11 protein-coding genes and 1 pseudogene are annotated in these 13,675 nt (G+C 62.1%); 4 read left to right on the top strand and 8 right to left on the bottom strand.

Annotated elements, in window-relative coordinates; genetic code table 11:
- Positions 1–164 precede the first annotated feature (164 nt).
- Positions 165–782 (top strand): PAQR family membrane homeostasis protein TrhA, encoded by a 618-nt coding sequence (trhA, locus tag ACNFBR_RS01665; RefSeq protein ID WP_416733417.1) that lies wholly within the window; start codon positions 165–167, stop codon positions 780–782.
- Here trhA and ACNFBR_RS01660 read toward each other — a convergent pair whose 3' ends face one another.
- From ACNFBR_RS01660 to ACNFBR_RS01650, 3 genes are all read right to left on the bottom strand, one after another.
- On the bottom strand, positions 783–1,502 hold the full coding sequence (locus ACNFBR_RS01660) for a 16S rRNA (uracil(1498)-N(3))-methyltransferase (RefSeq protein WP_416733416.1): 720 nt from the start codon (positions 1,500–1,502) through the stop codon (positions 783–785).
- 55 nt (positions 1,503–1,557) lie between these two features.
- On the bottom strand, positions 1,558–2,964 hold the full coding sequence (locus ACNFBR_RS01655; RefSeq protein WP_416733415.1) for an adenosylmethionine--8-amino-7-oxononanoate transaminase: 1,407 nt from the start codon (positions 2,962–2,964) through the stop codon (positions 1,558–1,560).
- A gap of 79 nt (positions 2,965–3,043) precedes the next feature.
- Positions 3,044–3,535: a hypothetical protein gene (locus ACNFBR_RS01650; protein WP_416733606.1), complete on the bottom strand. Its 492-nt coding sequence runs from the start codon at positions 3,533–3,535 to the stop codon at positions 3,044–3,046.
- A gap of 210 nt (positions 3,536–3,745) precedes the next feature.
- On the opposite strand from ACNFBR_RS01650, the pseudogene ACNFBR_RS01645 reads away from it, so the two are divergent.
- The 3 genes and pseudogenes from ACNFBR_RS01645 to ACNFBR_RS01635 form a co-directional block, all read left to right on the top strand.
- Positions 3,746–5,374, top strand: a pseudogene (locus ACNFBR_RS01645) (flavin monoamine oxidase family protein); the annotation flags it as partial.
- 263 nt (positions 5,375–5,637) lie between these two features.
- The gene (locus tag ACNFBR_RS01640) at positions 5,638–6,189 is read left to right on the top strand and encodes a cytochrome b (protein WP_416733414.1); all 552 of its coding nucleotides are present in this window, start codon (positions 5,638–5,640) and stop codon (positions 6,187–6,189) included.
- 32 nt (positions 6,190–6,221) lie between these two features.
- A complete protein-coding gene (locus ACNFBR_RS01635) occupies positions 6,222–6,800 on the top strand; it encodes a YceI family protein (protein WP_416733413.1) in 579 nt (192 codons plus the stop codon).
- 72 nt (positions 6,801–6,872) lie between these two features.
- Here the strand turns inward: ACNFBR_RS01635 and ACNFBR_RS01630 are convergent, their stop codons facing one another.
- The 5 genes from ACNFBR_RS01630 to metF form a co-directional block, all read right to left on the bottom strand.
- Complete coding sequence (locus ACNFBR_RS01630; RefSeq protein ID WP_416733412.1) at positions 6,873–8,426, bottom strand: M60 family metallopeptidase; 1,554 nt, start codon at positions 8,424–8,426, stop codon at positions 6,873–6,875.
- Between the two features lie 150 nt (positions 8,427–8,576).
- Positions 8,577–10,475, bottom strand: coding sequence for a DEAD/DEAH box helicase (locus ACNFBR_RS01625; protein WP_416733411.1), 1,899 nt, complete (start codon positions 10,473–10,475; stop codon positions 8,577–8,579).
- A 218-nt stretch (positions 10,476–10,693) separates the two neighbouring features.
- Entirely contained in the window at positions 10,694–11,482 is a 789-nt protein-coding gene (locus ACNFBR_RS01620) for a substrate-binding periplasmic protein (protein ID WP_416733410.1), read from the bottom strand.
- Positions 11,483–11,650: 168 nt separating this feature from the next.
- Positions 11,651–12,727, bottom strand: coding sequence for a hypothetical protein (locus ACNFBR_RS01615; protein WP_416733409.1), 1,077 nt, complete (start codon positions 12,725–12,727; stop codon positions 11,651–11,653).
- 93 nt (positions 12,728–12,820) lie between these two features.
- Positions 12,821–13,666: a methylenetetrahydrofolate reductase [NAD(P)H] gene (gene metF / locus ACNFBR_RS01610; protein WP_012274536.1), complete on the bottom strand. Its 846-nt coding sequence runs from the start codon at positions 13,664–13,666 to the stop codon at positions 12,821–12,823.
- Between the last annotated feature and the right edge of the window lie 9 nt (positions 13,667–13,675).

Raw genomic sequence — 13,675 nt, 5'->3', positions numbered from 1 at the left:
GCCTTGCGCTGCGAAGAGGCCGGTAAGGCTGCAGATTATCTTCGGCGGTAATGGCCGCTTCGCAGCACAAGGCTGCTCCTACAGGGCTTGTGTCTGCCTTGAAATCGGTGCGGCCATCAGCATCACATCAGGAACCCAGCCGACATCAGGAGGTCTGTGTTTGCATGTATTACGGTGAACGCTTCAACGCCTGGACCCACCTGGTCGGTGCCGTCCTGGCCTGTATCGGTGCCATCTGGTTGATCGTGGTCGCGGGCCTGCAAGGTGACCCGTGGAAAATCGTCAGCTTCTCCATCTACGGCAGCACGCTGCTGTTGCTGTACAGCATTTCCACCCTGTACCACAGCACTCGCGGGCGGGCGAAGGTGATCATGCGCAAGCTCGATCACCTGTCGATCTACCTGCTGATTGCCGGCAGCTACACGCCGTTCTGCCTGGTCAGCCTGCGCGGCCCTTGGGGCTGGAGCCTGTTTGGTGTGGTCTGGGGGCTGGCGGTGATCGGCATGCTGCAAGAGATCAAGCCACGCTCCGAGGCGCGGATCTTGTCGATCATCATCTATGCGGTCATGGGCTGGATCGTGCTGGTGGCCGTCAAGCCGCTGCTGAACTCGCTGGGCACCGCAGGTTTCACCTGGCTGGCTGCCGGCGGGGTGTTCTACACCGTCGGCATCATTTTTTTCGCCTTCGACAGCCGTTTCCGTCACTGGCACGGCATCTGGCACCTGTTCGTGATTGCCGGCAGCCTCATGCACTTCGTGGCGGTGTCGCGCTATGTGCGTTAGTTAAAAGTCGCCCCACAGCTGCTGTGCCACCGACAGTGCCACCACTGGCGCGGTTTCGGTGCGTAGCACGCGTGGGCCAAGGCGCGCGGCGTGGAAGCCGGTGGCTTTGGCCTGTTCGACTTCGGCTTCGCTCAGGCCCCCTTCGGGGCCGATCAGGAAGGCCAAGGCTGCGGGCTTTGCATGGCTGGTGAGCGGCTCGGCCACCGGGTGCAGGACCAGTTTCAGGTCTGCCTTGGTGCTGCCCAGCCATTCGGCCAGGGTTACAGGTGGGTGGATGACCGGCAAGGTAGAGCGCCCGCACTGTTCGCAGGCACTGATCGCCACTTGGCGCCAGTGGGCCAGACGCTTGTCGGCGCGTTCGTCTTTCAGGCGTACCTCGCAGCGTTCGCTGACGATCGGGGTGATTTCATTCACACCAAGCTCGGTGGCCTTCTGGATCGCCCAGTCCATGCGTTCGCCACGCGACAGGCCCTGGCCGAGATGCACGTGCAGCGGTGAGTCGGCCTGGCCGGCGAACGCCCGGTCAAGGTTGACGCGGACAGTTTTCTTGCCCACCTCGAGCAATTGACCGAGGTATTCCTGGCCGCTGCCGTCGAACAGCTGCACGGCGTCGCCGGGGGCCATGCGCAGTACGCGGCCGATGTAGTGGGCCTGGGCCTCGGGCAAGTCATGCTCGCCAAGGCTCAGGGGGATGTCGATGAAAAAGCGGGACAGTCTCATGGGGTTGCTCGGTAAAAGTGAGACACAGGGAACGTGGTGTGGCGAACTGCCGGGCCTAGCCCGGGTCGCGGAAGTCGGGGTGGAAGTTGGCCGGCACGGCGACACTGACGCTATCGCAGGTTGCGATGTCGATGCCTTCGCTGGCCACTTCGGCAAGAAAATCGATCTGCTCGGGGGTGATCACATACGGCGGCAGGAAGTACACCACGCTGCCCAGCGGACGCAGCAGGGCGCCGCGGGTGAGGGCGTGTTCGAATACCTTCAGGCCGCGCCGCTCCTGCCAGGGGTAGGCAACCTTGCCAGCCTTGTCCTGAACCATCTCGATGGCCAGGGCCATGCCGGTCTGGCGAATTTCGGCAACGTGAGCATGATCGGCCAGGTGCGCGGTGGCTGTGGCCATGCGCGTGGCCAGGGCCTTGTTGGCTTCGATCACGTTGTCCTGCTCGAAGATATCCAGCGTTGCCAGTGCCGCGGCGCAAGCCAGCGGGTTGCCGGTGTAGCTGTGCGAATGCAGGAAGGCGCGCAGGGTGGGGTAGTCATCGTAGAAGGCCTGATACACCTTGTCGGTGGTCAGGCAGGCGGCCAGTGGCAAGTAACCACCGGTCAGGGCTTTGGACAAGCACAGGAAGTCGGGACGGATGCCGGCCTGCTCGCAGGCGAACATCGTGCCGGTGCGACCGAAGCCCACGGCGATCTCGTCGTGGATCAAATGCACGTCGTAGCGGTCGCAGGCCTCGCGCAGCAGCTTTAGGTACACCGGGTGGTACATGCGCATGCCGCCGGCACCCTGGATCAGCGGCTCGACGATCACGGCGCTGATCGAGGCGTGGTGCTCGGCCAGGGTCTGTTCCATGGCCTGGAACATGTTGCGCGAGTGCTCCTCCCAGCTCATGCCTTCGGGGCGCAGGTAGCAATCGGGGCTGGGCACCTTGAGGGTGTCGAGCAACAGCGCCTTGTAGGTTTCGGTGAACAGCGGCACATCACCCACCGACATGGCGGCAATGGTTTCGCCGTGGTAGCTGTTGGTCAGGGTGACAAAGCGCTTCTTGCCGGGTTTACCGACGTTCTGCCAGTAGTGGAAGCTCATCTTCAGCGCCACTTCGATGCACGATGAGCCATTGTCGGCATAGAACACCCGATCGAGGCCGGCCGGGGTCATCGCCACCAGGCGCTCGGACAGTTCGATCACTGGTTGATGGCTGAAGCCGGCCAGGATCACGTGCTCCAGCTGATCGACCTGGTCCTTGATGCGCTGGTTGATACGCGGGTTGGCGTGGCCGAACACATTGACCCACCAACTGCTCACCGCGTCCAGGTAGCGTTTGCCTTCGAAGTCCTCCAGCCACACGCCTTCGCCGCGTTTGATCGGGATCAGCGGCAGCTGCTCGTGGTCTTTCATCTGGGTACAGGGATGCCACAGGACCTTGAGGTCGCGTTGCATCCACTGATCATTGAGGCCCATGGGCACTTCTCCTGGCTTTGCGGCGTGGTTCGACCGCGTAAGCCTAAGCAATGCCGCAGGGCAGGACAACCGCTGCCGTTCAATGGGGGTGGGTGCCGGTCCACTCGAGGCGGCGGATGTGCACGGTGCCGGCCTGCGAGGTGGAGATGGTCAGGCGCCGGAATGGCCCGTCGATCACCTGGTGGTAGGGGTGTGTGGCGATTGGGCCGGGGCGCAGTTCACGCACGCCGCTGCCTTCCAAGGTGAGCCAGTAGAAGTTGCGCAGAGCCGGTGCGACCGGGTCATCCTCTTGGCACTCGGCATCGAACAGCATGTGCAGGTCGTCACAGAGAAAATCGCTGACGACATAGTATTCCAGCCGCAGGCATTCGACTTCCTGGGCGAAGGTGATCTCCAGGTCGCTGTGCTCACCGATGACCAGCTCTGTGCCGTCTTCGCCCCTGAACGCTTCATGAAAACCGGTCCAGGAGGTGCTGTTGGAACGGATGCTCAGGCCCGTGGCGGTATGAAGGGTCTGCTTGTGCCACAGAAACTGCCGTTCGACGTGTTGAAAACGCTCCTCGAAGATCATGCGCATGCCCTCCTGGCGGGGCTGATGGCCATCTTCGCCAGCTTTACCAGCCATGCTGTGACATGGCTACTGGCAAAAATGTCAGTTGCCAAAAGGACTTGATGTCACTGCGCTGGCAGGGTGCTCGGACCTGACGTATTCTTAACGCATCGTCCTGGGGCATCCCTGCCTTTCCCCGTTTTTGTAACCTCTGACTCGGAGTTCGCCGACATGGCTGCTGCTTGGGTGCGCCTGTGCGCGTTGGTATTGATTGGTGTGTCCAGCGGCGCCGCGCTGGCTAAGGACAAGGCGCCTACGGCGATTGTCGTGGGTGGCGGCCTGGCAGGTCTGACGGCAGCCTACGAGCTGCAGAACAAAGGCTGGCAAGTGACGCTGTTGGAAGCCAAGGCGGGCATGGGCGGGCGTTCGGGCCTGGCCACCAGCGAGTGGATCGGCAATGCCAAGGCGCAGCCGGTGCTGAACCAGTACCTGGACCGTTTCAAGCTTGAAACACTGCCTGCGCCGGAGTTCGTGCGTACCCCCGGTTACCTGATCGACGGCGAGTACTTCAGCGCCACCGACCTGGCCACCAAGCAGCCGGCTACCGCCGAGGCGCTCAAGCGTTACGAGAAAACCCTCGACGACCTGGCCCGTTCGATCGACGACCCGCTGAACCCGCAAGCAAACAGCACGCTGTTCGCCCTCGACCAGATCAACGTCTCCACCTGGCTGGACAAGCTGCAGCTGCCGGCCACCGCCCGCCAACTGGTCAACCAGCAGATCCGTACCCGCTACGATGAACCGTCGCGCCTGTCGCTGCTGTACTTCGCCCAGCAGAACCGCGTGTACCGCGGCGTCAGCGACCGCGACCTGCGTGCCGCGCGCCTGCCTGGTGGCAGCCCAGTGCTGGCCCAGGCCTTTGTCAAACAACTGAAAACCATCAAGACCAGCTCGCCGGTCACCTCGATCGTCCAGGACAAGGACGGGGTAACGGTCAAAGTCGGCAGCGTTGGCTACCAGGCCGATTATCTGGTCATGGCCGTGCCCCTGCGCGCCCTGGCCAAGATCCAGATGACCCCGGGCCTGGACAGCCTGCACCTGGCCGCGCTCAAAGGCACCAACTACGGCTGGCGCGACCAGTTGATGCTCAAGTTCAAGAAACCCGTGTGGGAAAGCCGTGCACGCATGTCGGGCGAAATCTTCAGTAACGCCGGCCTCGGCATGCTGTGGATCGAGCCGGCGCTCAAGGGCGGCGCCAACGTGGTGATCAACCTGTCCGGCGACAACGCCCGCCTGCTGCAGGCCTTTGGTGACAAACAGATGGTCGACCAGGTGCTGATCCGCCTGCATGCGTTCTACCCGCAAGCCCGAGGGGCTTTCACCGGTTACGAGGTCAAGCGCTACAGCACCGACGCCGGCACCGGCGGGGCCTATCTGGCCTACGGCCCAGGGCAGATCAGCAAGTACTGGCGCCTGTGGGAGCGCCCGGTGCAGCGCATCACATTTGCCGGTGAGCATACCGACGCGCTGTATCCAGGCACCCTGGAAGGCGCCCTGCGCAGCGGCCAGCGTGCGGCCAGCCAGGCACAAGACCTGTTGGCCGGCAAGTCGTTCGACCCGGCCAAGGCGGCGCCGGTTGCAGCGGCAGGCGCGGTGCCAGCCAAGGCGAGCAAGGGTGGGTTCTTCTCGAACATGTTTGGTGGTTCGTCCGACAAGGCTGACGCGGCGCCTGCCAAAGCTGAGTCCAAGCCGCTCGATGAGGCCAAGCAGGACAAGCCAGGCTTCTTCAAGCGCCTGTTTGGTGGGGCGGACAAGCCCGTCGAGGCCAAGAAGGCTGTGGCTAATACTGAGGCCAAGGCTGGCTGATTGACTGGCAGTGCCGGCCTCTTCGCAGCACAAGGCTGCTCCTACACAGGTAGCGCGTACCCCTGTAGGAGCAGCCTTGTGCTGCGAAGAGCCGGCACTGACAACCCCGAACTCTCCAGCTATCGTTAATGTTTCCTTAATGGGAAGCTTACAAAATTAATATCGGATTTCTCGATAATCCGAAGCAATTTTTTCCGCTTTTCTTCGATACGTTACGCGTTAGTCTGTGCACAGCTTTCACGGGGAAACACGTCAACATGCAACTGCGCAACTCACCTTCTCGCTACGGCGTGGTCAGCATCGTCCTGCACTGGGGCGTGGCGCTGGCAGTCTTCGGCCTGTTCGGCCTGGGCCTGTGGATGGTCGGCCTCGACTACTACAGCCCTTGGCGCAAAGCCGGCCCGGACTTGCACAAGAGTATCGGCCTGGTGTTGCTGGGGGTGATGCTGCTGCGGGTGGTCTGGCGTTTCATCAGCCCACCACCACCGGCACCCGCCAACCACGGCGCAGTCACTCGCCTGGCCGCCAAGCTGGGCCACTTGGCCCTGTACCTTGGGCTGTTCGCGGTGATGGCTGCCGGTTACCTGATTTCCACCGCCGACGGCGTCGGCATTCCAGTGTTCGGCCTGTTCGAAGTGCCAGCACTGATCAGCGACCTGCCTGACCAGGCAGACACAGCGGGTGTGATTCATCTGTGGCTGGCCTGGGGCCTGGTGATTTTTGCCGTGCTGCATGCTCTGGCAGCGCTGAAGCACCATTTCATCGACCGTGACGCGACCCTGACCCGCATGCTGGGCCGCAAAGCTTGACCCTCAACCTCAATTGCATAGGAAGGAACAGGATGTTGAAAAAGACTTTTGCCGCTCTGGCGCTCGGTACCGCTCTGCTCTCCGCTGGCCAGGCCATGGCTGCCGAGTACAAGATCGACAAGGAAGGCCAGCACGCGTTCGTCGACTGGAAAATCAGCCACCTGGGCTACAGCTTCATCCACGGTACCTTCAAGGACTTCGACGGCAACTTCAGCTGGGACAGCGCCAAGCCTGAAGCCAGCAAGATCAGCGTCGACCTGAAGACCGCCAGCCTGTGGTCGAACCACGCCGAGCGTGACAAGCACATCGCCAGCGCCGACTTCCTCGACGTGAAAAAGTACCCAGACGCCAAGTTCGTCTCCACCAGCGTCAAGTCCACTGGCGAAAAGACTGCTGATGTAACGGGCGACCTGACCATGCACGGCGTGACCAAGCCGGTCACTTTCAAGGCCACCTTCAACGGTGAAGGCAAGGACCCATGGGGCGGTGAGCGCGCTGGTTTCAACGCCACCACCACCCTGAACCTGAACGACTTCGGCATCAAAGGCCCAGGCGCTACTTCGCAGACCCTGGACCTGGATATCAGTGTTGAAGGTGTGAAGCAGAAGTAAGCTGCCTTAGCCTGACAGGAAGCGCCGGGGCCGAGTATTTACGCCCGGCCGCGGCGTTTTGCCGTTCCAGGTTCAGCGATAAGGCACCTGGTCGGTCAGCCCAGCCGGAGGGGCTGGAAGATTCAGGTTCTGCACCGCCTGCCATGCGGCATCGTTTTCCCGTATGACACCCCAGTCAGCAAGGAAACCCGCGAGGTTGCAGTTTGCAGCTTTGCTTAGAGATGTGGCGAAGCCAGTTAGGTTGTATGCGAACGCTGGGTTGTCGCGAATCAAACGATCCCATCCGGGAAGATAGTCAGCGCCGAACCCTTTTCTGAGTTGTTCGAAAATGGCCTGGGTGTCTGGCGATTCCATGAAGTTCTTCTGATCGCGTGGCTTGGCCAACCATTCCCTCAGTGCTGGCCAGCGGGTCGGAAATACGTCGCTGTACTCGTTTCTGTGAACCCGGCCTACTGCCAATGCATAGATGTTGACGGAGTTCTCGTCGAACATAGGGCTAACAGCGTTCACGCGATTCTGGAAGTGATGGCCGTACTCGTGAAGTGTGACCCAACGCTGATGGGCTTCACCCGCAAGCAGTGCATGCATGTATTCGTTACCCGGGTCCGTGCCATGGGGCAGCCCGATGTAGCCGGTTGTTGCATGCGGCGGGAGTGGCGATGCGGCTTCCACGGCGTGAATCCACATATCGCTGCGTGCATGCCTTGGTGATGAGCCGTCCAGCCCACATGCCTGTACCTCGATACGCAACACCTCTTCGTGGGACCTTACAATTTCCCCCACATCGGCATGCGCAAACCGTTTGTAAGTATCGGCATAGGTTGAAATGGCCACTCGGTCACCGACCAGTTGAACTTCGGTCATCTCGTCACTGCGCGCCAGCATTTCCTGAAAGTCTTCGGGTGGCGTTTGGTGAAGGATGTAGTAGGGGATCGGCTGCAGTGCTTCGTCGAAAATCACTTGGCATCCTGCAGTGCCGTTGTTGCGAATATGAATCACGCCCCCCAGCGGGTCGATGGGCAGCAAGTTCTCACCGCGCGTCAACCGATGCTCGCGCATGTTGGGTGTCTGCTGGCTGCGATCCTCCTGCTCGGCGAGGCCCTGAATGCCGATGGTGATCGTGACGTTGGAATCATCGCCTTCAAGGTAGACCGAAGCGCGGGTGTTGGCAGGCAGCTTGTAGCCGGTGGGCTTGTAGTCTGCCCATTGGAGGTTCCATTGGTATGCCTGCTGATCGGCCTGTTTGGTTGGGGTCGGTGTCACCCAGACTGAGCGCGGGTGGACGAAGTGGTCGTTGGCAAGCACGGGGGTGGAGGTTTCACCATCGACTACACGAACCAGCACAGTGTCTTCGCTGTACAGGTAGTAGTCTGGAACATTGGTGTTATGGAATGTGCCGTCGGGATTTACATCGGCAATCGCCTTCCATTGGCCCTCTGAAAAGGCTTCGACTATGCCATTTCTGGCCGAGGTGCTGCCACGAACATCAATTTGTTCGAGGACCCTTAGCGAGAGTGTTTCGATCAGAGGTTTTGGAACTAACGTCTGCTCAATGAAATGCGGGCCCAGGCAATTAATGAGTTTGTCTTGCTTGGGAATGTTGTTCTGAGCGGCGTGGGAACTCATTGTGATGACTCTACGGAAAATGAGTAATCACAATGAGTTCGATGAGGTCTTTGCGAAACTGCCAACGCTACGAGTTGACAGGAACGTAAGCGCCTTGGCGTTTCATGCGACAGGCCGTGCCATGGCCCATCGCATAGGCGGCTGTCAGGTTTAGCCTTTTCGGGTCAGCAGCGCCGGGCGCTCACCGCGCGGGCGGGTCGGCACGTCATCCAGCTGCTCAGGCGTCGGGTAACGGTCAAGCTTGGATTCCTTGCGGATGATCACTGGCTGTTTTTCTGGCTGGCGTGGGTTACGTACGGCCGGCTCTTGTCGGGCTGCGTCGTCACGGGCTGGGCGACCCCGACCGCCGCCATCACGACGGGCACCGCCACCGTTGTTGGCGCGGGCCGGGCGCTTTTCGCCACCACCACCGTTACCGCCACTGCGCTGCTGGCCGCCACTGCGAGCCTGGCCCTGGCCCCCGCTGTTTGCGCGTTGGCCGCTACCCTGACCCTGGCCGGCACCACCACCCGGGCGGCGATTGCGGCCCTGGTTCTTGCCTTGGTACGGGCTGACGTAGTCGGCGCGGTTACCGAAGTTGTCGACATCGTCGTCCAGGAACTCTTCCGGGTCGCGATCGGCCGGTACTTTCGGCATGCCGCTGGTGCTGGCCTGCTGCTGTTGCTGCTGGCGTGGCTTTTTGTCACGCGGTTTGCGCGGCTGCTGTTGCTTGTCGCCGCTCTTTTCCTTCTCGGCCGGCTTGTCGGCAGCCTGCTGCTTGGCCTTGCCTTTATCCTTGCCTTTGTCCTTGCGGCCGCCGTTGGCGTCTTTACCGCCTTCGCCACGGGCCTGCTGGTTGCGGCCACCACGGCCGTTGTTCTGTGGGCGCTCGCGTACTTCTGGCTTTTCGGCCTCTACCTGACTGGCATCGAAGCCCATCAGGTCGCCATCCGGGATGCGCTGCTTGGTCACCCGCTCGATGCTCTTGAGCAGCTTCTCTTCATCTGGCGCAACCATGGAAATGGCCTCGCCCGAACGACCGGCACGGCCAGTACGGCCAATGCGGTGAACGTAATCTTCCTCGACGTTCGGCAGCTCGAAGTTGACTACGTGCGGCAGTTGGTCGATGTCCAGGCCACGGGCGGCGATGTCGGTGGCAACCAGCACGCGCACATTGTTGGCCTTGAAGTCGGCCAGGGCCTTGGTGCGGGCGTTCTGGCTCTTGTTGCCGTGGATCGCGGCGGCAGTCAGCCCGTGCTTTTCCAGGTACTCGGCCAGGCGGTTGGCGCCGTGCTTGGTCCGGGTGAACACCAGTACCTGTTCCCAGGCACCCAGGGTGATCAGGTGTGCCAGCAGCGCGCGCTTGTGGCTGGCGGGCAGGCGATAGACGCGCTGCTCGATACGCTCGACGGTGGTGTTCGGCGGCGTGACCTCGATACGCTCCGGGTTGTGCAGGAGCTTGTCGGCGAGGTCGGTGATGTCCTTGGAGAACGTGGCCGAGAACAGCAGGTTCTGGCGCTTGGCCGGCAGGCGGGCGAGGACCTTCTTGACGTCGTGAATGAAACCCATGTCGAGCATGCGGTCGGCTTCGTCGAGCACCAGGATTTCCACGTGGGCCAGGTCGACCTTGCCTTGGCCGGCCAGGTCGAGCAGGCGGCCTGGGCAGGCGACCAGCACGTCAACGCCTTTGGCAATGGCCTGGATCTGCGGGTTCATGCCAACGCCGCCGAAGATGCAGGCGCTGACCAGCGGCAGGTCACGGGCATAGACCTTGAAGCTGTCATGCACCTGGGCCGCCAGTTCGCGGGTCGGGGTCAGGACCAGCACGCGAGGCTGGCGCGGGCCGTGACGCTGCGACTTGTCGGGATGGCCGGCGGGGAACAGGCGCTCGAGAATCGGCAGGGCGAAGCCGCCGGTTTTACCCGTACCTGTCTGTGCGGCAACCATCAGGTCGCGGCCTTGCAACACGGCGGGAATTGCCCGCTGTTGCACGGGAGTCGGCTGGGTGTAGCCCGCAGCCTCGATAGCGCGGACAAGAGCCTCGGAGAGACCGAGGGAAGCAAAGGACATGGGCGATCCTGTTCTCGTGTGGGCTGGGCCCGTTGGGATGTTCTGCCTGGCGCGACGGGCATCGGAGGGATGCGATCGCGTCCGGTCCAGCTGGGCTTTCACTGCACATCCGGGAAACGGGGGCAGGACGCGAAGGGGCGTCTGTGCCGATCGGGATGCCTGTTGCGAGGCCGAGCGTCCGGGCGTGAGCCGGGCGGGAAGGCCCGAGTATAACAGAGCTATCGCGCTGTGCTGCTTTCCTGCTGCTCAACGGCGTTGAGAATGTTTCCGATGTCGCCTGTGTAGCGGTTGCCGATCGCTGCATACGCCGGTTCTTGCTTGAACCGCTGCAGCTCTTCGGCAAAGGCCAGGGCCAATGCTTCCCGCCCGGGTTTGCGCACCAACCCCAGATACTGCGTCTGCCGGCTGATCACCAGTGGCAGTTCCTCGACTTGCCGTTGCAGGCCTAGTTGATGGAGCAGGTAATGCCCAACCCTGCGGTCGGTAATCGCCAGATCGATGCGGCCCAGCATCAGTTTGCCGAAGTTGGCTTCTAGGGTTGGCGCGGCTTCGCGCTTGAAGTGCGGGGCGTCGTTGAACGCTGGGCCATAGGCGTAGCCGGGCGATGTGCCGACGGTGAGGCCGGCGAGGTCTTCCAGGTGGGTGACGGCATGGCGACGTGCTTGCGCCTGGAACAGGACGAATTCGACGTTCGAAAGGGGCTCGGGGGCATACACCAGGTAGGGTTGGCGCGATTCGGTCTGGAAGATGTCGAGGATGCCGTCGGCCAAGCCCTGCTCGACCATTGCCAGGCAACGCTTCCATGGCAGGAACTGCCACTCCACCTCTACGCCGAGGCGCTTGAAGACCTGGCTGGTGACTTCATAGTCGATGCCGCGCGGTTGGCCGTCGTCCTGATAGACATAGGGGGCCCAGTCGTCAGTCACCAGGCGCAGGCGCTCGCCCAGAGCCATCGGGCTCAGGCAGGCGAGCAGCAGGATCCAGAACAGGCGGGCAATGTGTGGCATGGCCGGAGATTACGCGCTCGGCCTAATCAAGGCCAGACCCCTGAACTGAAAGCGAATGGTATGCCTGTAGGAGCAGCCTTGTGCTGCGAAGAGGCCATTTCTGCCGAAGACTGTCTGTTGCCTTACTGGCCTCTTCGCAGCACAAGGCTGCTCCTACAGGGATTGGCTTCAGGCCTGGGACGACCTCAGCAAATGCGCCTCGATGTCCTTGCGCCGCTCACCCAATGACAAGCGCAACCCTGGGTGACGCAGGCATTGGCGCAGCCGCTCGGGCTCGATGCGACCATGGCGGGCACTGAGGTTCTCCAGGGCCTTGTCCCACCAGGCCGGCGCGCAGGCGCGGTCGAATTCATTGGAGTAGGGGTAGCAGCCATACAGCAACTCGCGGGCGAACTGGCGCTCGTGGCTGGGCAGGGTCAGGCTCAGCGCCTTGTAACCCAGGCGGTGCAGGGTAGGAGGGCGCGGGAGCTGGTCGTTGACCAAGGTTACGTCGGCCAGCGCTGCGGGGCTCAGCAGGTCGTGGCCGTGCTTGCGCAGCCAGGCCTGGATCTTGGCGCGGAACTGCGCCTTGCGGCTCCAGTAGTGATGGATGACGTCGGTGCACTCGGCCAGCTCCAGTTTGCGGTAGGCCGCCACTGCCAGGCAGAACTCCTCGAGGGTGTAGGCTTCGCGAGCCAAAGGGTGGAACTCGTCCATCATGGCGATGGAGCGGTCCAGGGTGCCGGCATCTTCAGCCGTGAGGCCGATCACCCCGGAGTTGATCAGCGGCATCTGGCAATCGGCCAGGCCCCGGGACTCGAGAATGGTCAACAGGTTCTTGTACAGCAGGCATTTCTGGTCGGCGCCGTAGCGCGTGCCAATGGCGTTGCACAGCAGGCGGCCGGGTGCCACGCGGGCAAACAGTTGCAGCGGCGATGTGCGGAAGAAGGTGTCGGTGTCGATCAGCACCGCCAGTGGGTGTTGCCGCAGTACCTGGCGCAACAGCACATGCTTGCTGCGAAAGTGATAACCGTGCGGGGCGTTCCATGCCTGGCGCGTGGCTTCGTCCAGCAGGTGAACGGTGACGGGCAGGCTGGCGTAGGGCTGCGGATTGTCGGTGTACACCAGGATGTCCATGGCGTCGCTGGCGGCGCCGCCCAGTTGGGCAAGGGCGCTGACGATGCTGAAGCAGGCTTCCTGATGATAGGTTGCGGGGCCAAAAGCCAGGTAGACGAGCTGTGGGCGCGAAGGCTGGGGGTGCTGCATGGCAGGCAAGACCTGTTTAACCCGAAAATGAACAAGGCTTTAGTCTATGACCAAAGCCTTAATCATTTCTTAAGCAGACTTTGCCAAAAGATTTCAGCGCGGCAGCTTCAGGTTGTTCCAGATCGCCAGGCTCGGTTCGGCCTGGTTCAGGGTATAGAAGTGCAGGCCCGGCGCGCCGCCTTGCAGCAGCTGTTCGCACATGCGGGTGATCACTTCTTCGCCGAAAGCCTGGATGCTGGCGGTGTCGTCGGCGTAGGCTTCCAGCTGCTTGCGGATCCAGCGCGGGATCTCGGCGCCGCAGGCATCGGAGAAACGCGCCAGCTTGCTGTAGTTGGTAATCGGCATGATGCCGGGCACTACCGGGATGTCCACGCCCAGCTTCTGTGCACGCTCGACGAAGTAGAAGTAGCTGTCGGCGTTGAAGAAGTACTGGGTGATGGCGCTGTCGGCACCGGCCTTGACCTTGTGCACGAAGTTGGCCAGGTCGGTTTCGAAGTTGCGCGCCTGCGGGTGCATTTCCGGGTAGGCGGCGACTTCCAGGTGGAAGTGATCGGCGGTTTCCTGGCGGATGAACTCGACCAGGTCGCTGGCATAGCGCAATTCGCCACTGGCCATGCCCATGCCCGACGGCAGGTCGCCACGCAGGGCAACGATGCGCTTGATGCCGGCCGCCTTGTATTCGGCCAGCAGGGCGCGCAGGTCGTCCTTGGAGTCGCCCACGCATGACAGGTGCGGTGCGGCAGGCACCTTCACTTCGTTTTCCAGCTGCAGCACGGTATTCAGTGTGCGGTCGCGGGTCGAGCCACCGGCACCGTAGGTGCAGGAAAAGAAGTCTGGGTTGTAAGTGGCCAGCTGGCGAGCGACGCCCATCAGCTTTTCGTGACCGGCGTCGGTCTTGGTCGGGAAGAACTCGAAACTGTAGCGGCGTTCTTGTGACATCACTCGTTC

The sequence above is a fragment of the Pseudomonas sp. NY11955 genome (assembly GCF_048068035.1).
Lineage (GTDB): Bacteria > Pseudomonadota > Gammaproteobacteria > Pseudomonadales > Pseudomonadaceae > Aquipseudomonas.
Note: the sequence above shows the minus strand (reverse complement) of the source record. Positions and strands in the feature narration are given on the sequence as shown.